Source organism: Schaalia radingae (assembly GCF_900106055.1).
Taxonomy (GTDB): Bacteria; Actinomycetota; Actinomycetes; order Actinomycetales; family Actinomycetaceae; genus Pauljensenia; species Pauljensenia radingae_A.
In genome coordinates, this window is sequence record NZ_LT629792.1 from 1,621,366 (window position 1) to 1,641,669 (window position 20,304).

15 protein-coding genes are annotated in these 20,304 nt (G+C 55.9%); 7 read left to right on the forward strand and 8 right to left on the reverse strand.

Annotated elements, in window-relative coordinates; translation table 11 throughout:
• Positions 1–52 precede the first annotated feature (52 nt).
• The gene (locus BLT69_RS07140; RefSeq protein ID WP_070726329.1) at positions 53–1,525 is read right to left on the reverse strand and encodes a hypothetical protein; all 1,473 of its coding nucleotides are present in this window, start codon (positions 1,523–1,525) and stop codon (positions 53–55) included.
• 179 nt (positions 1,526–1,704) lie between these two features.
• Between BLT69_RS07140 and BLT69_RS07145 the strand changes: the two genes are divergently transcribed.
• Both BLT69_RS07145 and BLT69_RS07150 read left to right on the forward strand, forming a co-directional pair.
• Positions 1,705–3,300, forward strand: coding sequence for an asparagine synthase-related protein (locus tag BLT69_RS07145; protein WP_092648726.1), 1,596 nt, complete (start codon positions 1,705–1,707; stop codon positions 3,298–3,300).
• Positions 3,301–3,336: 36 nt separating this feature from the next.
• The gene (locus BLT69_RS07150; protein ID WP_070726327.1) at positions 3,337–4,422 is read left to right on the forward strand and encodes an acyltransferase family protein; all 1,086 of its coding nucleotides are present in this window, start codon (positions 3,337–3,339) and stop codon (positions 4,420–4,422) included.
• Positions 4,423–4,466: 44 nt separating this feature from the next.
• Here the strand turns inward: BLT69_RS07150 and BLT69_RS07155 are convergent, their stop codons facing one another.
• Together BLT69_RS07155 and BLT69_RS07160 are read right to left on the reverse strand one after the other, a co-directional pair.
• Positions 4,467–5,708, reverse strand: a complete 1,242-nt coding sequence (locus BLT69_RS07155) for a hypothetical protein (RefSeq protein WP_070726324.1) — start codon at positions 5,706–5,708, stop codon at positions 4,467–4,469.
• 140 nt (positions 5,709–5,848) lie between these two features.
• Positions 5,849–8,404 carry an FG-GAP-like repeat-containing protein gene (locus BLT69_RS07160; protein ID WP_092648727.1) on the reverse strand — a complete coding sequence of 852 codons (2,556 nt, stop codon included), beginning with the start codon at positions 8,402–8,404 and terminating at the stop codon, positions 5,849–5,851.
• A gap of 341 nt (positions 8,405–8,745) precedes the next feature.
• Between BLT69_RS07160 and BLT69_RS07165 the strand changes: the two genes are divergently transcribed.
• Positions 8,746–10,737: an acyltransferase family protein gene (locus BLT69_RS07165; protein ID WP_070726318.1), complete on the forward strand. Its 1,992-nt coding sequence runs from the start codon at positions 8,746–8,748 to the stop codon at positions 10,735–10,737.
• 83 nt (positions 10,738–10,820) lie between these two features.
• Here the strand turns inward: BLT69_RS07165 and BLT69_RS07170 are convergent, their stop codons facing one another.
• Genes BLT69_RS07170 through BLT69_RS07180 form a run of 3 tightly spaced genes read right to left on the reverse strand, consistent with a single transcriptional unit; the run spans position 10,821 to position 13,641 of the window.
• The gene (locus BLT69_RS07170; RefSeq protein WP_092648728.1) at positions 10,821–11,852 is read right to left on the reverse strand and encodes a Gfo/Idh/MocA family protein; all 1,032 of its coding nucleotides are present in this window, start codon (positions 11,850–11,852) and stop codon (positions 10,821–10,823) included.
• A 5-nt stretch (positions 11,853–11,857) separates the two neighbouring features.
• A complete protein-coding gene (locus tag BLT69_RS07175; RefSeq protein ID WP_092648729.1) occupies positions 11,858–12,979 on the reverse strand; it encodes a DegT/DnrJ/EryC1/StrS family aminotransferase in 1,122 nt (373 codons plus the stop codon).
• Positions 12,979–13,641: an acyltransferase gene (locus tag BLT69_RS07180; protein ID WP_070726312.1), complete on the reverse strand. Its 663-nt coding sequence runs from the start codon at positions 13,639–13,641 to the stop codon at positions 12,979–12,981. The genes BLT69_RS07175 and BLT69_RS07180 overlap by 1 nt, the downstream gene beginning before the upstream one ends.
• A 124-nt stretch (positions 13,642–13,765) precedes the next feature.
• On the opposite strand from BLT69_RS07180, the gene BLT69_RS07185 reads away from it, so the two are divergent.
• The 4 genes from BLT69_RS07185 (at position 13,766) to BLT69_RS07200 (ending at position 18,295) form a co-directional block, all read left to right on the forward strand.
• Positions 13,766–14,440, forward strand: a complete 675-nt coding sequence (locus tag BLT69_RS07185; protein WP_092648730.1) for a glycosyltransferase family 2 protein — start codon at positions 13,766–13,768, stop codon at positions 14,438–14,440.
• Between the two features lie 5 nt (positions 14,441–14,445).
• A complete protein-coding gene (locus BLT69_RS07190; RefSeq protein ID WP_070726307.1) occupies positions 14,446–14,937 on the forward strand; it encodes a DUF2304 domain-containing protein in 492 nt (163 codons plus the stop codon).
• A 288-nt stretch (positions 14,938–15,225) separates the two neighbouring features.
• Positions 15,226–16,410: an LCP family protein gene (locus BLT69_RS07195; protein ID WP_157886375.1), complete on the forward strand. Its 1,185-nt coding sequence runs from the start codon at positions 15,226–15,228 to the stop codon at positions 16,408–16,410.
• A 262-nt stretch (positions 16,411–16,672) separates the two neighbouring features.
• On the forward strand, positions 16,673–18,295 hold the full coding sequence (locus tag BLT69_RS07200; RefSeq protein ID WP_257590289.1) for an LCP family protein: 1,623 nt from the start codon (positions 16,673–16,675) through the stop codon (positions 18,293–18,295).
• A 186-nt stretch (positions 18,296–18,481) separates the two neighbouring features.
• Here BLT69_RS07200 and galE read toward each other — a convergent pair whose 3' ends face one another.
• Positions 18,482–19,477 (reverse strand): UDP-glucose 4-epimerase GalE, encoded by a 996-nt coding sequence (gene galE, locus BLT69_RS07205; RefSeq protein WP_092648732.1) that lies wholly within the window; start codon positions 19,475–19,477, stop codon positions 18,482–18,484.
• A 161-nt stretch (positions 19,478–19,638) separates the two neighbouring features.
• Positions 19,639–20,220: a 5-(carboxyamino)imidazole ribonucleotide mutase gene (purE, locus tag BLT69_RS07210; protein ID WP_058237060.1), complete on the reverse strand. Its 582-nt coding sequence runs from the start codon at positions 20,218–20,220 to the stop codon at positions 19,639–19,641.
• Between the last annotated feature and the right edge of the window lie 84 nt (positions 20,221–20,304).

Consider the following 20,304-nt stretch of genomic DNA (forward strand, 5'->3'; position numbering starts at 1 on the left):
TCAGATAGAAGATTCTCTCGTTTTCACCGGCATTTCACCGTCCTAAGTTCTTCTAACGTGAGTGTCTTGAAACGTACCAACCGTACCCATAACAACTGAGATAGAATATTGGCCAATTGAGCCTCACTATTCTCTTGATATTAGACTCGGGTGTGAAGCCGAAAGAAAGAAGCTTCGGGTCTAGCTGCTGGAAGAGCGATTTATGGAGCTCCTTGCGGACGCGTTGCTTTCGCGGGATCTTGATCCATTCCAAGATAAGTTCTCGACAGTTTGACAGTGTAAGCATGTTCACACCACACATGCCATAGGTAATATCACTTTGAGTACCCCATCTACAGCAGTCCTGTTCCCAGGCTAAAACATCAAACACATCATTTCCACAATTTTGCCTCACGTCCCTAAGATAGAGTCCGAGTATCTGCAAGGCTGGTTTGCCGCTATTGTAAATACGGGAACGAACAAAGGATGGCGAAGCGAGTCTATCGGGAACGTTATTACCCGTAACACTTTTACCTATTTGGTCGATTATATTCCCGTTGAGAATCGCTCTATTACCGAATGTTTTTCTAATGGTAAGCGCTAGATTAAGCGAATAATCAGTTGCATCTCTACCGACGAGTCTTTTATAATAGCTCTTTTCAGATTCCTCCATACGGGAGTCCATAACTATAGAGTGCGGCACGCCATAATATTCAGATATTACATGAGAAATCTTCAAATCCGGCGTTTCATCCGTGAATGAAGGATGGCGGAAGGTGAATGTTGCCGGGTTATCACCCAGTTCCTTCATAAAGGCAAAATTAATCCTACTGTCATATCCAGCAGTTAACGGACACAGCAAGTCATAATACCTATTATATTCTCGATATATATTCTTCATAAGAAGAAGCGTTTTCACTACGACCTCATCGAGAGCTGTCCGTCTGACCAGACCCGGGGTCCTCCACACACGTTCGGCATATTGTTGACGAACATAAAGTATATGATTCGGGAGAAGAATTCTGACATGGTCAAAGCTGGTCACATTGTTCGGAAGGGGCTGACCATCAGGAGCATTCGTTGTAATCTTCACCATCTGAGAATCCGAACGGTTGCTCACATAAGCACCTACCAGATTCTCTGACACACCACAGGCCACCACGGGATCCTCGTGAGTATAGAAGACGGACATACTGCATGTCGCGTCCCCCCAGACTACCTCTACGCCATCAACACTTAAGTAGACGACGTATTTGCCTGCGAGACGGTTACACAGCTCATATGCGTACTTGATTCCCGACTCGGCTGCAGCCTCGAGAATCATCTGCGGTATTTCGTCACGGGATCGCTCACCATGCGCATCAACACAAAAACCAATAACAACAGCCTGTGAGGACCCTTCCGCATTTGTGAATTCTCTGCTCTCAGTCTTCTCGGTTGTATTGAGAAATAGAGAACCAGCGAGCTCTTCCGACTGGGCAAAAGCTTCATCAGGCTCCTGGGTAATTGAGTAAGCAAAAACTGCGTCGCCTGGTATCTCCAGCATGAACTGTCCTCCTGCATATCTCACTGGCAAGTCCGCGAGTCTAGCAAGACAATACTCTATATTGTCTAACCAGTTTAGGTCCCGTCACACAGAACTGAAGCAGTACTTGTGGTTCTCTTCTGTATGATGTTGACTGCGATTCCTGCTCTTCCACATTCGCTCGTCGAAGGGAGCGTTTAATGAAGTTTTTCGATCTCAAACTGACATCCCCCCGGTGGGTCACAGACTCTTCAGGCAGGCTCCACGTCTGGTCAATGTCCAGCGATACGCAGCTCATCATGCAGATGTTATCCAGTGGCGTAAATGAAGACATTTTGGCGAAACTTCCTGGCCACTGGACCATCGTCGATGAGCGAGAGGAAAACCCGATTATAGCCAGTGACCGGATTCGTTCCCATCCGCTTGCCTATGCATTTGTTAACGGAACGTGGTTAGTTACCGACGACTTCGAGGCTACTCGCACATTGAAATCACTTGAGCGGAATGACCAACAGGCTCGGATATTTGAGAGTACAGGCTTTTGTATCGGCCCTTACACTCTCGCAGAAAGCATTTGTTCAACTGAGGCCGCCCACTACGTCATCCTTAAGAAAGATGGGGAGAAAGAGTCTCGCCTTTACACGCGATATGCCTTCTCTCCAGACAGTGTTACCGATGCTGAAGAATTTAGTGACTTATTCAAGCATGCGCTCGATAGCAGCATAGGGCGCCTCCTCGACGTCGTCGGGGAAAGGCAACTTGTCATTCCTCTATCCGGAGGGCTCGACTCACGGCTTCTCGCATCCTACCTACGGTTGAAACATGTCGAAAATGTGATCGCATTTACGTACGGAAAAGATGACAGCGATGAAGTCAACATCTCGCATCTGGTTGCAAATGAATTAGGAATTGACTGGTTTGTGGTCCCCCTTGATACTTCAAAAGTCCACAAAGCTGTGACAGGATCTGATTTCGAGCACTTTCTCAGAAAAACCTGGAAAGGAACATCACTCCCACACATTCAAGATTGGTATCCACTTAGTGTTATTAAAGAAAACAAGCTCGTCGAGGACGATGCTGTTTTCCTGCCTGGCCATACGATTGTCGGCAATATGCACGACGAAAATCTTTGCGAAAAAGGGCATTCGTACAAAGAGATCTTGGCCGCAATAACTAAACACCACGCTAATCTTCAAGGCTGCTATCATGCCATTGGCCGCGATCCGGTTTGGCAAGCAGAACTTCAACGAGCAGCTTTAGAAATTGGTTCCAGAAATAATCCCCGAGCGACACAAGAGCTTATCGAATGGTTCAACCTCAGGGAAAGACAGGCTAAATATATCAATAATTCAATGTCGACGTACGAGTTCTTTGGCTATTCGTGGGCACTGCCGATGCTGGACCATGAATTTTGGATGCTATGGCTAAAGGGCGGATCGCACCTGACTCTTACCCGCGAATGGTATTCAAGATTTACCTCCCATCTTTATCAGGAAGCAACCGGCCGTGACGCACGGCTATTTCATCAGGCACCCATCCGACTGACACCCGCCATAAAGCGCCCCCTACAAGCCGTAGCAAAAGCTACGCGTGCCGACAACTTTATTGCCAAGTATCGTTCAGTCCGCATTATGATGAACCATCCTATGGCTTTCGAAGCTTATTCAAGTCTTTCACGCCTACAGCAGCTCCACGCATATCTGTGCGGGAAAAAGCAAGTCGGGCTATGGGCAAAGGAATTCGTGGAAAAAGGGTGGTGTGGGCATGAGAATCTACTTCCGCCAGCCGACCAATAGATCTCGCTTCCTATTCTCAGTCATAAGGAATTGCCGATGCATAAACGCCTTGATTCCCTGACCGGCTTACGATGGTGGGCAGCATTTGGCGTCTTCGCATACCATATGGCGAATCTGGCACCCCTTCGGCATCAGTCGCTCCTGAACGTGGGATATACGGGTGTTTCATTTTTCTTCGTTCTTTCCGGTTTCGTCCTCACTTGGTCAGCCACGCCGTCAACGGGCATTCGACAATTCTGGTGGAGAAGATTCGCCAGGATATGGCCGGCCCATCTCGTGGCACTGATACCCTGTCTTTTCGTTTTCTATTCTTTTTTCACACCGCCTGATGATCAGTCCTGGGTCAAGCAGTTCTCACTTCCAGTCATTGCACTGTCAATCATCTTGCTCCAGGGGTTTTCCACCCAGCCTGCGGTACTGTTTTCAGGAAATCCCGCGGCTTGGACTCTTTCGTGTGAAGCATTCTTCTATTTCCTTCACCCCTTGGTGAATCCGAGCAGAACGATGAAAAAGAAAGCTTCCTCTGCCCTGTTGACGAGTGCCGTTGGGGTAGGCGTTGTCATGTGCCTGCTTCGTGCTTCAGGAGTTATGATTTCTCCTCCGTTGGAAAGACTCTGGGAATTCTTTCTCGGGATGGCGCTCGCTCATCTTTTGCGCGCCGGCGTACGCTTTCATCTTCCTGCGTGGTCTACCTACGTCATGATTTCTGGCGTCATCGCCTTTTACTGGCTCCTGAATTCGCGATATCACGACCAATCAGGCCCTTTCATCAGCTCCTTAAGGACTTTCACTCCCGTCATCCTGGCACTCGCCTACACCGTAATGATTGGTATCTGCGCATCGGCGGACATCGAAGGGCACTATTCACCCCTGAGGCACCGGTTCCTCGTGACAGGCGGTGAATGGTCGTATGCTTTTTACCTCGTCCACGCTACTGTCCTCTATTCCTTCAAGAACTTCACTGGACTCATTCCGTGGGGAGTGTGGACTATCCCTGTGTGGTGCGTCGTATTCATCATCGCGCTTGCTGCGGCCGGCGGACTCCACTTATTGATCGAAAAACCTCTGGAAAGGAGGCTTCGTAGGTGGGGCGATTCTCACCTTTCACCTAAGGCATTCTGAGCCGAGGCCGTTTGAAAACGGAAGTGCTTTCAGCAACCGACCATTCAGTCAATGGGCTTTTCAAGAGCCCATTGGACTAGCGGCGCGCCCGATTCTTTTCCAAATGAAGGAATCGCTGTCATCAAATGGCCTCCGCTGAAGGGAACAGAAAATCCCTCGTTAGCGCCCAGGGCGGTAATACTATCGGTCATCAGGTCCCATCGATACATTTCAGAGCCGACATTTCCTGACCCATTGCCCCATACTGCGACTGAATCGTTCAACGATAACGCAATTCCATCGGACTTTTGATAGACCCACCCCGTGAAAGCATCCTTTTCACGATCGAAGCGCCCCAGCCAAGAACGCGCGGAGCATTGATCCTGGAAAACTATCACAATAAAGTGTTCGTCGCCCGCAAGCCACTGTACTTTGAAAAAGTCACCTGTCTGAATTTCAATATCGTGTCGGCTCGGCTTCGCCCAGTGAAGGGTGAATACGTCAGATTCTGACTCTGGTCCGTTCCCGGTCGTGTCACGAATCCATCCCACGTCTGTACCAATGGCAGCGGGCAAACGCCCCTGTTCGCGCGAGATGACAGTTCCAGGATTGTTCAAAGCGACCTGGAGGATTTGTTCCTCATATGCATTGTCCTGTCCATCGGCCGGGAGCACAGCTGGTACATACGCATATGTGCCATCGAAAGCAGGTGGAACCCATCCGGAGGCGACGGGAAGACTGCTCTGACCAGTCAGCGCCCATGATGAGAGCAATTCGGTCGCCATCTTCTGACCCGTCAGCGGCGCTCCCATCACACGCCACGCCATGGACCACGCGTTGGACGGCGTCCCGTCGAAAAGCTGTTCGGTCCATATCGCGTGGCCATGTGCGATTGTCCCTGCAAGAGGAGCCGGCGTGAGCGCGGTAGGCGGTTGCTCCGGCAGCAGTTTCGTCGACACAAATGGATAAAACTTCTTGCCTTCAATGATTCCTACATGAGTCGGACTGGAATGTTCAGCACGCGGCAGTTCCTGCGCAACCGCCAGAGCTTCGCCCCTTTCGCCCATGCCGATCATTTGCAGTGGAGATCCGCTGTCAATAGTCGACCCGACAGTCGTGCTTCGGAAGGGGGCAACTGCTTGCGAGGTCGTATCAATAATGACAGATTCCGTCGAGATCGGTTCGCCTAAGACAGCCAGCACTGCACGAGAAATATCAGCGGGTTCACGCGCCTGTCGTTCACACGTGCTGGGATCCCGCAGACCTCCTGCTGCGGGCAGGGATTGCGGCTCGCTTTGCTGAGCCACACCGGTATTCTCCTCAGGCGCGCCCGATTGGCCATGGTCGCTCTGGATACTCCCTGTAAAGGAACTTGTACATGCGCACAGCCCCGACATCGCAGCACACGTTAGTGCTCCAGCTACAAACTGCAGACGGGTACGGCGCATCAATACACCATTCCATGGCCGCCGCCGCCATAATTGCCGAGGAAATTCTCCGCAAAACGGTTAGCGTCAAAGTAATCAAAGTAACGCTGCGCGCTATATCCGGTAATGGCAGATCCAGGCCCTCCCGGATCAACAAACCCCACTGTCGCATTTGATTTGTGGTAGCGATACGCAACAATGATGTGCGAACTGGTCCCAGTGTGACCGTTATAGTGGGGGCCTCCATAACTCTCAATCGTGTCCACCAGAACCGGGCGCCCTGTCTGAAAACTGTCGAGAACCTTGCTTCTGAAATCCCACCCACTGGGGAATGTTGTCTGTCGGTAGGACTGAGTTCCCATCCATCGGTTCAGGCCGACAGATAACCGGTGGTGTTCCCACGATGTTCCACCTGAGGCACCACTTCCTACTGCCGCGTAGCTTGACGATGCGAGATTCCAAATCGATAAGCTGTGCGTCGCATAGCGAGATTGCTGGTAACCCAGGTAATTGAGAACCATGTACATCGACGTCGGCCCGCACGTTGATCCGTCAGGTTGTCCCTGCCACGAAATGGGATGCGTGAGCCACTGATCGGTTTCCTGTACCCGATGAGCATACGTCGGTTTCGGTAAGGGAATACTCCTGAAGGAGCGGTTAGTTCCTCTGTAGGTGAAAGAGTACAGGTGCAGGATCCCTCGCGTGTCCACAGCAACAAGCTCCTTGGAAGAATGCGAGGTATTTCCAACAAGAAGTGGCGACATACTCTGCCATCCCCACCCTATGAGTCGTGGTGGTTCGAAGCGCCCGCTCTGGCTCTGCTGAAGAACGTACAGGTGACCATTGTCATCACGGGAGATGAGATCTGAACGACCCGAGCTATTCCAGTCATCTGCAGAAAAAGCATGAGAGAGCAGGTCATCGACTTTTCCGAGGTTGCGTGGCGGCAGGAACGTTCCTTGGCCATTTGTCGAATAGAGCATGAGACTTTGATCAGAGTCCAATGCGTAGATAGCCGGGTGGTGATTCGGCCCATTGCGTAGCAACCAAACTTTCGCGAAGCTGCCCCACCCCTGACCAACGTAGTACGGCGCAAGGAATCCACCGCGTGCATCGCCAGGATACAGTCGCAGCCTTCCATCTGGCATGCGGGCTAATATATCGCTGCGATTGTCCCCATTAAAGTCAATTCCTGTGTAAATGTCTCGAACTGCATTCCACCCCTGACCAATAACGCGCGGACTGCCAAAGCGAGTAGATGAGTTCATGGGATAGAAAGTCAGCTGACCATTCGAATTAACCAAAGCGAAATCTGCATGGCCATTCCCATCAAAATCGCCCATCGAATACACCCTTGACTGCGGCCAGCCCACTCCGATCATTTCGTGGGTCGACAAGCTAATGTCGTACCACACGTCGTCAGGTCCAGGAGGTTCAGGTGCTGGATGCGACGGCTCCGAATCACTTGATCCACTCAAGCCTGCAACCTTCACAGAATAAAGAAGGCCGCGAGCATCGGCAATATCGATACTCCCCTCACCACCGCCCGCATAACCGTTGGACTGGGCGAAAACAGGTGCCTCGAAAGAGGTTTTCAACGAAGCGTACGACGAATAAGCCAGTCCATCGGTCGTCGCATGCAAATTAACATCACCATCTGATGACAGGCAAATAATCGATGAATGACCCGTGTCGAAAAGATCGCTCGCCGGGAATGGCGTGCAATGATGATTCGGGAAACTCCCGGGACGAGGCGCTTTCCACTTTCCTTTACCATCTGTTCCGTATACGCTCATCTGGTTATCTCTGAAAGCGAGAATTGCTGCATTGCCACCTGGACCACGCTGAATCGCAATCAACCGATCAAAAATAGCCCAACCCTGTCCAACCTGTCTGGATGCCTTGAAGGATCCTGATCCCGACCCCGGGTACAAAACAAGCGCCCCATTGGGGTGAACGCCCAGGACATCTGTGTGGCCATCACCGTCAAAGTCGATGCCAGCCATCACATGCGGCAGTGTTGCCCATCCTTGGCCGACACGTTGACGTGGTTGAAAGGTTGTGGGAGAGGAACGCGGATACAGCCACAGCGTTCCGTCACCCGTGACAAGAAACAGGTCGCCGCTTCCGCTGGCGTCAAAATTCCCGGCGTTGTATATGTCCCCGACAGTCCAGCCGTTGCCGATGACTTCTGTTGACTGGACGGACACGATGCCGCCGTCATGTGATCTCACAGAAGTCTGGGGCGAAAAGTCGTCAGGTGGATCTTGCGGTTGAGAGGAATCTTCTTCGCGAGCACTGGTCTCTTCTTCAAGCCCGCTGCCTTCAGGATCTTTCCACTCATCAGCTTGGCCAGTATTCCCAGCCTCCTCAGGAGCTCCTTCTACCGCACCAGTATGTGCTGGATCCTCAGAAGAAGATGTCGACCTGTCTTCTTCGGTCGATGTTCCTTGGCTTCCTGCCGTCTGGTCGTCTTCCACGTAGTCGCTATCCGTTGCGAGAGCGGCGACGGGCATACTCGCAGCCGCAAGAGAAAGGAAAACAGCGGCACTGAAATAACGAGCGATTTTTATCATTCCACCTCATATCATCAACGTGCTCATAGCATTCTAATATGCACATATTGGCGGTTCTTCAGGTCACTCAGGGCAAGTCCCCCACATAAAGGACAGCCAAATGTCACATCACTTTCGCGCTTTCCAAGCCGCATGACGATACGCTTTCTGATCTACCCCGTGATAGCTTCGATAATTGTCAATGTTGAAGCACACCCGCGTTCGACATTGAGCCGCGAGCGCCCACAAGGCCCTTCAACGCCTCCTCTTGTAGCCGCGCAGCCCATCAAAGCGTCTCCCCGTCGCTTCGATATCCAGGGTCTGCGGGCGATCTGCATGGTGCAGGTGCTTCTCTACCACGCATGGCGCATCGGCTCCCCATCGGTGTTGACGCATTCATCATGATTTCCGCTTACCTGATGACGTCGTCATTCGTGCGTCGTTCAGAAGCCGGACGCATGCCGTTTTTCCTGGAGCGCTGGGCCAACACATTCAAGCGCCTTCTTCCGCCCCTCGTCGTCACTGTCTTCGCCACCGTTATTGCCTCCTTCATCATTCTTCCGCGCTCACGGTGGGTCGAACAGACCATCCAGGGATTCGCGTCAGTGACCTACTGGCAGAACTGGCGCCTGGTGTCGGTTGCCGCCGACTACTACGCCAATGACTCCGGGCTTGCCAGCCCCCTGCAGCACCTGTGGTCCATGTCAATGCAGGGCCAGGTGTTCCTGCTCTGGCCATTCCTCATGACGTTGTGTGTTCTGCTGGCACGCAGGAAGCGGCACCTGATTCGCCCTGTCGTCTGCGCTGCATTCACGCTGCTGACCGTTGCGTCACTGATGTGGCTCCTGACAGCGGCCCCAGATGACGCGAGCATTTATTTCGATACACGTGCACGAATCTGGGAGTTCTCCCTCGGCTCAGCAATCGCAGCCGCAGCGCCATGGCTCCGTCACCTGCGCCCCTGGGGCCGCCTGATGTCATGGGTGGGTCTGGTCGTCCTGCTGATCTACAGCCTGGTGAGCATCGGCACCTATCCAGGTCCCATGGCCGCAGTCCCCATGCTCGCGGTTTCCACAATCCTTCTCTTCCCCAGCAAATCGCCTCGCTCAGCCGCAGCATTTCTGTCCACGCGGCCGCTGCCGAATCTGGGCGACATTTCCTACGCCGTATATCTGGTTCACTGGCCCATTTTCACGCTCACCCTGGCTGCCCTCGGCCAGCACCGACTCACGGTGGTCGAGGGACTGCTTGCCATCGCAGTGTCCATCGTTGTCGCAGTAGTTCTGACCCGTGCGGTCGATGATCCGGCGCGTAAGGGTCGCTGGGTCAATGCACGTACCCGCAACAAGGCGATCGTGGCGTTGGCAAGCGTTCTGGCTGGAGCTGTGCCTCTGGCCGCCACGTACTGGACTCTGCATGTCAAAGCTCAGGACGACCTGATGAACCTCACGGATCTGCAGAATAACGTGGTCTCCGAAACTCACCCCGGTGCCACGATTTTCGACACGAGCAGTGAGAGCACATACTCCGCATCTGACAGCGATGCGACCACTGACGGCAACATGCAGCCGGTTGTTTTTGACGAGGATCCGCTGCCCAGCCCGTTTGCCTTGGACAAGCAGTGGGCCTCGTATTCCAATCCGTGTGACGCGGATGGACAACGCCTGTTCAACACTGACGACGGGTCGTGCCGAACCTATGCGGCAGATGACCAGCACTCCGAAGGCCACATTCTGATTGCCGGAGATTCTCACGCTGAACAGATGATTCTGACGCAGGTCAGCATGTTCCTGGACGCGGCACAATGGAATGCGACTGCCGTCCTGCAGGGCGGGTGCTCGTGGGGAATGCCGGACAGCTACGAGGGGACCTGTCAGGAACGCAACCAGAATCTGCTGGACTACATGGACATGCACGACTTCGATGCGGTGATGCTGGTCAGTACGGCCGCTTCTCCTGATTCCCCTGATGAAAGCCTGGTCAGCGGTCTGGAAGACCTCGTCACCTACCTGAATGAGCGTGGGATCCCGGTGGTCGGTGTGCGCGACAATCTGCGCTCAGAGCAGAACCTGTTTGACTGCTCTGATTCCAATCCAACCGACGGGACGTACGGCGGATGCCTGTTGGAGCGCGCTGCGTATTTCCCTGACGCTGATCCGACCGACCAGCTCAGCTCCAGCCTTGACTTCACGCAGATTGACATGACGGATCAGGCTTTCTGTTTCGATCAGGTGTGCCCGACCCTCATTGGAAACATTTCCGTCTACCTTGACGACAATCACGTCACGCTCGACTATGCGAAGACAATGGCTCCCGCATTCAGCAGGAAAGTTGGTGAGGTTCTGGGCGCATGAACGCCCTCGCCAATCCGTATGGAATGAACGAGGGCGTCCGGCGGTCACCTTGATGAGGGGCGACCTGACAAGTGCGTCAGTATTCAGTTATCGAAGTGCACGACCTCATTGGATGAAGCGGACTTCAGGATTGCTTCGACTACGCGCAGCGCAGCAAGGCCGTCATTCATCGTGACGTGCTCATCGCCAACGCCCCAGATGGCGTCGCGGAAGTGCTCCTGCTCCACGGCGATCGGCTCACGCTTGGTCAAGGCGTAGCGCGTCATGGTGCCTTCGGACACTCCGCGGAATGCGGCGATCTGATCCCACTGGACAGGCATCTGGCCGTTTTCGAAGAAGGTCAGATCCCCCATCACGGTGTTGGCGACCAGCGCGCCATGCTCGCCGGTGACGATCGTGGTGCGGTCCTTGTACGGAGTGAGCCAGTTGACCAGGTGGTTGACCAGCACTCCGTTGGCGAAACGACCCGACACCGTGACCATGTCCTCGTGTTCACGCCCCGACCGGTACGCGGTCTGTGCGAATAGTTCGGCATAGGTGGAGCCGGCGACCCATGCGGCCAGATCCACGTCGTGAGTGGCCAGATCCTTGACCACGCCGACATCGGAAATACGAGCCGGGAATGGGGACTGACGACGCGTGACGATCTGGTAGACCTGACCGAGCTGCCCGTCCTGAACGCGGCGACGCATCTCCATAATCGCCGGGTTGCAGCGCTCCACGTAGCCAACAGCGCCGACAAGTCCTGCTGCGTTGAACGCATCAGCCAGACGCTGCCCGGCCTCAACACTTGCGGCAAGCGGTTTCTCAACCAGTGTGTGAACCCCAGCTTCAGCCAGTTTGAGAGCCGCTTCCTCGTGGAAAATGGTGGGGACAGCAACAATGGCGGCGTCAATCCCGGTTTCGATCAGAGCATCAACGTCTGGAAGAACAGGCATGTCACCGGCAACGCCGAAACGGTCACCACTGGGATCGGCAATGCCGACCAGATCGAACCCTTCGGTTGAGCGTGCGTTGCGCACGTGGTGACGTCCCATCGAACCGATGCCGAGGACACCCACGCGAATAGGCTGTCCTTTCTCAATGCGATGCTGCTCGGGTGCTGATGATGTCATGCGACTCACGCTCCAGCCTTGGCGCATGCGGACACGGCCTCAACGATGCGATCCAGGTCTTCAGCCGACAGGGAGGGGTGAACCGGCAGGGAGACAACCTCGCGGGCAGCCTTTTCCGTGTTCGGCAGTTCAAGACCCTCAGCGTAGGGTGCCAGGGACTGCAGGCGGTGATTCGGAATCGGGTAGTACACGCCGGAGCCGACCTGCCATTCGTCTTTCAGTGCGTCGCGGAACGCGTCGCGCTCTTCTCCGGTCGCACCTTCCAGACGGATTGTGTACTGGTGGTAGACGTGTGAGTAGCCTTCCGGCACGGTCGGGGTGACCACGCCGTCCACAGAGGCGAGACCCTCGCTGAGCTTTGCAGCGTTCTCCTTGCGGGTCTTCGTCCAGCCTGCGAGTTTCTTCAGCTGTGTGCGCCCAACAGCAGCAGCCACATCGGTCATACGGTTGTTCAGGCCGACCAGCTCATTGGCGTACTGCTTTTCCATGCCCTGGTTTCGGATCAGGCGGCAGCGGCGAGCAAGCTCATCGTCAGCGGTGGTGACCATGCCGCCCTCAAGGGACGTCATGTTCTTCGTCGGGTAGAAGGAGAAGGATCCCCAACTGCCGAACGTCCCCACCGGCTTGCCGTTGATCGACGCGGCGTGTGCCTGCGCGCAGTCTTCGAAGACCTGCAGATTGTGCTTCTTGGCGATCTCAAGGATGGCGGGCATGTTGGCCGGCAGGCCGTACAGGTGCACGACCTCGATGGCCACGGTCTTATCAGTGATTGCAGCTTCAACGCTGGCCGGATCCAAAGTGAACGTATTGACGTCAATATCAGCGAACACAGGGTTGGCTCCGGCGATGGCAACGGAGTTGCCGGTGGCAGCGAAGGTGAAGGACGGCACGATCACTTCAGCATCTTCAGGAAGCTGCGACGCCAGAGTGGCGACGTGCTGAGCTGATGTGCCGGAGTTGACGGCCACGCAGTTCACGCCTGCGACAACCTGCTCAGAGAATTCTTCTTCGAAAGCCTTGACCTGAGGGCCCTGAACAACCATTCCGGTTGCGAGCACGTCGTCAACAGCCTGACGCTCGTCGTCACCGATCAGTGGCTTTGCAGGCGGAATAAATGCACGTTCCATTAGTGAGAAACCTCTTTCAACGTTGTCTGTCCATCACTTGATTGTTCTTCGTAGTACACGTCACCGGTCAGGGGGCAGCGGTACAGTGTCTGCCCCTCGTTCACCGATTCGAGAGCGCTGCGGGCGCCTTCGTCAATGTCATGTCGATCCACTGGTTCAAGGCGTGCACCCGAGCGGCCGACCCACCCAATGCGCCTGGCTGGCACGCCGGCAACAAGGGCGAAATCAGGGACGTCCTTCGTGACGACTGCTCCGGCAGCGACTGTGGCCCATGCGCCGATCGTCACGGGCGCCACGCACACGCTGCGAGCGCCAATTGCGGCGCCTTCCTTGATGGTGACGCCAACCGGCTCCCAGTCAGATGCAGATTTGATGGTTCCATCCGGGTTGACGGCCCTGGGGAAGTGATCGTTGGTCAGGACTGCTGCCGGACCGATAAAGACACCATCGGCAAGGGATGCGGGCTCATAGACAAGGGCGTAGTTCTGCACTTTGCAGTTGTTCCCCATGTGAACGCCCTCGCCAATATAGGCACCACGGCCAACGATGCAGTTTTCACCGATGTGAGCATCTTCGCGTACCTGGGCGAGGTGCCAGATGCTCGAGCCCTCGCCTATCGACGCGCTCGATGCAACATCGGCAGTATCAACAATTCTGGGCATATACCCTCCTGACGTACTGTAGCCACTTAATCATACGCACTCACAGCCCAAGATCACAGGCACCACCCGCACACTTCGGCAATGCGCAGGCAGAGCGTGCGCACCGGTGTGGAATAATGCCAGCATGGAGCGATATGAGGACACGTGGCTGATTGTGCCTTTATATAACGAGGCCACAGTTGTCAGACAGGTGATCCAGCAGGCGCGGCGCACGTTCCCGAACATTGTGTGCGTGGACGACGGGTCAAAAGATGATTCCGCCAGACAGGCGCGTCTAGCCGGGGCACACGTGGTGACGCATCCCATTAACCTCGGTCAGGGCGCAGCGCTACAAACTGGATTCGAATACTTCCTCACCCGTACGAATGGCACGTACGCCGTCACCTTTGATGCCGATGGGCAACACCGCGTCGAAGACGCAGTGGCAATGCGCCGCACCTCAATCGATACCGACACGCCGATTATCTTCGGCTCCCGCTTCCTTGAAGGTCACGTCGATATTTCCAGTTTCAAGCGTGTGGTGCTGAAAACGGCAGCGCTGGTGACTCGCGTGCGCACCGGAATGAAACTGACCGATGCGCACAACGGTCTGCGAATGCTGCGCCGCGACGCTGTCGAACACGTGCATTTGACACAAAACCGTATGGCACATGCTTCTCAAATCGTTGCCCAACTGGCGCGTTCAAAGATGAAGTGGCTGGAATTTCCGGTCACGATCATTTACACCGACTACTCGCGCTCCAAGGGACAGTCACTGCTGAACTCCATTAATATCCTCGTCGAATTGCTGATGGGGTGAGCGACATGTTGACAAATTACTGGCTTATCAAGCTACTCCTGCTGGCGGGGCTGCTGCTGCTGGCATGGTTCGTCATGCGTCCCATACGCAATCCGAACCAACTGGCGCTCAAACGCCTCGGCATGCTGCTGATGATCGTCTTTGCAGCATTCGCGGTGCTCTTTCCCGGTCTGCTGAACCGTCTGGCCGCATGGCTGGGCGTGGAGCGAGGCATCAACCTCCTGCTCTACGCGTTGGTTTTGGCTTTCTTCATGCAAGTTGCCACGACGTATCGGCGCGATGCCGATACGGAAAAGCGCTTAACTCAGTTAGCTCGCGCTATCGCACTGTCAACACACCCGCCGCTTCCTCACTATCGTGATGACGATACATATTCTGGGACAACCTCTGACAGCGTTTTCCCTGCCGATACCACGGAATCAACGGAACCTGTGCCAGATGGCGATGAAACGAAAGATGCCGGCGCCCCCCTCGACAATGACGCTGACGACAAGTAGCATCGGCGGTCAATCTGGGCAACGACGGCGCTTTGACCTCGGGCTGCGTACGCTAGCACGCCAGGGGCCGTATACGCATGGGGAACGACACGACAAACCTTACAGTCTCAATAACGTTTGGATAACGATTTTCCGGTACAATCACACTCAATGAGTACAGCCAAACGATTTCTTGCGTTTCGCGCAATGCAACATAGCGCCACTGAATTTCGATACTTCAGCGCGATTCGCGCTGTCCTCGGCGTGCTGGTCTCGCTTGTATTGTTAGCAGGCTGTACAGGCTTCTTTGTGATTAAAGATTTTCGTGACCAACTCTCCGAAAACATCATCGATATCAGCGATTTCGACAAGGGTGGCACGACCGACGAAGAGAAACCACCAGGGGACCCTTTCGCCGGCAAAGCACTGAACATTCTGGTTTCCGGCATTGATTCGCGTCTCAACGCAGACTACGCGTATGGCGATCCCGACAAGATCGACACCATTCGCTCCGATACCACGATGATCGTGCACATCTCGCAGGATCGCTCGAGGGTACAGGTGGTGTCGATTCCGCGTGACCTGATGACGACGATCCCCTCATGCCAGTCAGCCGAAGGCTACGAGACCTACGAACACTATGGCCAGTTCAACTCTGCCTTTGCTGACGGAGCAGGCAAAGATGACATCGCCGGCGGGATCGCATGCACGAAAGCGACTGTCGAGTTATTGACAGGACTTGAGCTGGACGGGTTCGTCGTCGTCGATTTCGCTGGTTTTGCGCATATGGTGGACGCGCTCGGCGGAGTCTGGTTTGACGTGCCGTCAACCATTGAAAACGACGACTCGAACATCTACTTTGATCCAGGATGCCAGCATCTCGACGGGCGTCGTGCCCTCGACTACGCCCGCGTACGCTACGGAGTGGAAGATTCCGACGGGTCCGACCTTGAGCGCATCGGCCGCCAGCAAGCACTCGTGGGTGTCATATTCAACACACTACTGTCCAAGAACTTCATCACCGACATGCCGGCATTGCTGTCGTTCCTCAAGCAGACTCTGGCGGCGCTCAAGATGTCCAGTGAATTCGCCGACATCACTGATGACGCGGGACTGCTCATGTCACTGGCAAGTATCAGCCGTGAAAACATCCAATTTCTCATGATGCCGAACACGCCAGATGACTACGACCCCAACAGGGTCGTCGCAGTTGAGCCCGACGCCACTGAGGTGTGGAATGCTCTTGCCAACGATGAACCGTACCCACCTGGCAGCGAGTACCGCGATGGCAACGGCGTGATGCGCACAGTCCCCTACCCTGAGGGCGATGGGCAATCCAGTGATGACAGCTCCGGGGCATTCGACGACTCTGATAACACCGAGATTGACGGCGGTAATGCAACCAACGAGGCACCGGGCCCTGACCTGCTGTCAGAGGATCTCTCAGATGAGTCAGCTGAGAGCACCCCAAGTTGTCCTCCGACCGGCCACTAAACGTCGAGCCGATACGTTTCGCACGCGTCCTCGTCTTTTTTGTTGTGCCGAGTGGTCGCGTGCAAGCGACCACTCGGCGCCACACTGAGCGACAGGATTTGAGACACCGATCAGGCATACGAGCACCTTGAGCCCAATACAACGTAAATTAGACACCGGTACCCATTGGCGTGCCGCGAAGTCTCTCGCTTCTATGATGCTGTGCATTCTCGATTGCATGCGACGCACTGCCGAAGAACTCAACGAGTAAGGAATATTCGACGTGACAGACCATCCCCCGTCATTTGCACCTGACCCGGGTCGGTCTCGCCCTCGTGCCAATGATGCGCACAAAATCTCCGAGCATCGCCGCATGCCAGATGCGCAGCGCTCGCCAGGCCGCAGTGCAGCGAGCCACCTGCGCACAACATCCGATGCTCCCGCAGATCCGAACCCCGCGGCCACACCTCAGCGCCGTTCCTTCCGTGATCCGTATGCTCGCCGTGGTACTCCTGACCCATCATCCAACTCTTCTCGCGTCCAACAGTCCGGAGGAAGCAGCGCTACCCACGCTGATTCACATTCGCGTGCAGATCGTGGCGGCCCTGTCCACCTGGGCCGTGCGTCCTCACACAGCTCCGGCACCCATTCCTCACAGCAATCCTCCGCTCGCAATCAGCCGGCCGAGCCAACCAGGCGCATGCCATCACACACCACGCCGCGCAATCAGCGGCAACAGCCACCCTCGTTCCTGCCGGCCGACCAGGTGCGTCAGCTTCAATCTCAACGCGCTGCGCTCTCTGGCACCAACGATGACGGGACGCCCGCGACGCCGCGCCAGCAGGCTTTTCATCCGCCACGCCAATGGACGATTCCTGAGCGTTCGCATCCAGCGCAACAGTACGGCTCGTCCGGCCCATATGGCTCCTCAGAGCCCTCCAGCTCATCCGCGCGCGACCGCGCACGCCCGCGACGCCGGCGTCACAGGCGCTGGCCACTCGTCCTCGTCATCATTCTGGTGCTCATCATCGGATGGCCGGCATTCCTCGTCTGGGATGCGAACCAGCACCTCGGGCGAGTTGACGCACTCACCACGAACGCGGACACTCCTGGCACCACATACCTGCTCGTCGGTTCAGATTCCCGGGCCGATGGAGCCGTCGCTGACGGTACCGAGGGCGCTCGAGCCGACTCGATTCTGCTGATCAACGTCGCGCCCAACAGTCAGGCCACCGCAATTTCACTGCCTCGCGACACGTACGTGTCGGATCCGGACTACGGCGACATCAAGCTCAACGCAGCCTACTCCCTGGGAGGTCCCAACCAGCTGGTCGCAACGGTCGAATCGCTTACCGGACTCACCGTGGATCACTACGTCGAAATCGGAATGGGCGGCGTGGGAACAATCGTTGACGCGCTGGGGGGCATCAATTTGTGCCTCGACATGGACGTGAATGACGAGCTGTCCGAGCTGAACTGGCAGGCCGGATGCCACGACGCCGATGGTCGCACCGCGTTGGCATTTTCACGCATGCGTTATTCAGATCCGCTCGGTGACATCGGCAGAGCCGAGCGCCAACGCCAGGTCATCACCAAGACCATCGGGACGGCCCTGTCCCCCAGTGTCCTGCTCAACCCGATAGCCACCCTGAGAGTTGAACGCGCCGGAGCGAGTTCACTCACCGCCGACAAGTCCGCATATTCAACCGACCTTGCCCGATTGGTGTGGGCATTCAAGTCAGCCAGTGACGCCCAACTCATGGGTGCACCGCCCATCGAATCCATGGGCTTTGAAATCGGATCTGGCTCAGCCGTTTTGCTGCGCGATACAACTGCGCCCGAGTTCTTCGCCAAAGTCGCACGCGGCCAGATCACGCCAGAGGACCTCAACCAGCTTGACGGGTAGGTCGCTAGTGCGGTCCACCTTGTAGTCGGCCGACACTCAATGGTGCGCGCCACCTGCAGACTAAACGAGCGCCACCGCGTGCGCACGCTCCCCTATCCTTGGCGGCGACATGACAAAGCCGCCCTCGTCACTGTCGAAAACACCAATGACGAGGGCGACCCGTGAGCCTGTAAGGTCCGCCGGCTCCTACTTGCTGGCGGGAACCTCAAAGTGACGAGGGCCGGCCTGCCACGCTTCCCAGGCGGAGCTGAGGATGTCATGGACATCCAGTTCGGGCGTCCAGTTCAGGTCCTTGCGGATACGGGACGAATCGCCGATGAGCTGAGGCGGGTCGCCGGCGCGGCGATCCAGCTCCTCGACCGGGAAATCCCAGCCCGACACTTCGCGCAAACCGTCTATGATCTCGCGAACGGATGTGCCTTTCCCAGTGCCAACGTTGAACACGCGATGTTCCGGCTTTCCATCTTCAAGAGCATCAAGTGCAGCGATGTGTGCCTGAGCCAGGTCGCGCACGTGGATGTAGTCGCGGATGCAGGTGCCATCCGGCGTGGGGTAATCTGTGCCGAAGATCTTGGCGGACTCGCCCTTGGAAATGCGATCCAGCACCATTGGAATCAGGTTGAGGGTCGCGGGGTCTTCCAGGTCGTTCCACCCCGCACCCGCCACGTTGAAGTAGCGCAGGCCGATCCAGTTCAGGTCCCATGCGCGTTCACAGTCCGCCATCATCCACTCGGCGATGAGCTTGGTCTCGCCGTATGGGTTGATTGGTTTCTTGTCGATGTTTTCGGGGACAACCTCGACGGGCGGCATGCCATACACCGCGGCAGAGGAGGAAAAGATCATGCGGGTGACGCCTGCATCCTGCATCGCCAGAAGCATGTTGGCCAGGCCACCGATGTTCTGTTGGTAGTACCAGGCGGGGCGCTCCACCGATTCGCCAACCTGCTTGCGGGCGGCGAAGTGGATTACTGCGTCCACGTCCTCATCGACCATGGCGTTGGTCAGAACGCCGCGAGCTTCATCGGATGCGCAATCGATTTTGATGAGTTTCGCGTCGCCGATACGGTCAGCCGTTCCATACGACAAGTCGTCGACGACGATGACGCGTTCACCGCGCTGCTGGAGAAGCCGTACTACATGTGCGCCGATGTAGCCGGCGCCGCCACATACAAGAATACTCATGCCACTACTGTATTACGGATATGCATGCCAGGTCACGCGCGTGGTGCGTGACCGTCCGACGAACTCTCAGTGTGATTCGAAGGGCGGCGCGCATCGGTCCGAACGCTGGGCCAGATAGATGCAGGTACTGGTTGGTGGATCGACAACGGTAGTGAAAGGTGTTAGTGCTTCTGGCCACCCAGTTCATCGCGCAGGCGTGTTCCTTTGTTCATGGCAACTGCGCGCAGATCCTGCTGGAAAGCTCGCATGTGGGCGCGAAGATCGGCAGCAGCCTCGTCGGTACCGACGCTGAGGATACGTACCGCCAACAATCCAGCGTTTCGTGCACCGCCGATTGACACCGTGGCGACCGGGACGCCAGCAGGCATCTGCACAATCGACAGCATGGAGTCCACACCATCCAAGTGTTTCAGTGGTACCGGAACACCGATGACGGGCAGTTCGGTGAGCGCTGCGAGCATGCCAGGCAGATGCGCTGCACCACCGGCACCTGCGATGACGACACGCAGACCTCGTTCGGACGCTGACCTGCCGTAATTCACCATGTCTTCAGGCATGCGGTGCGCAGAAACGACACCGACCTCACAGGCGATGCCAAACTCTGCAAGGGCATCAACGGCAGGTTTCATCGTCGGCCAATCTGAATCCGACCCCATGACCACCCCGACCAGTGGATTCTGACCGGTTGGGGTCACGATAGGAAACGCGTCGCCACCCTCGCCGCGCCGAGTGGTCGCTTGCATGCGACCACTCGTGGATTCCTCTGATGGTTGTAGGTTCATGGTGCTCCGTGTCCTCTCGTGTTGTTCATTGGTGCTTTGCGCACT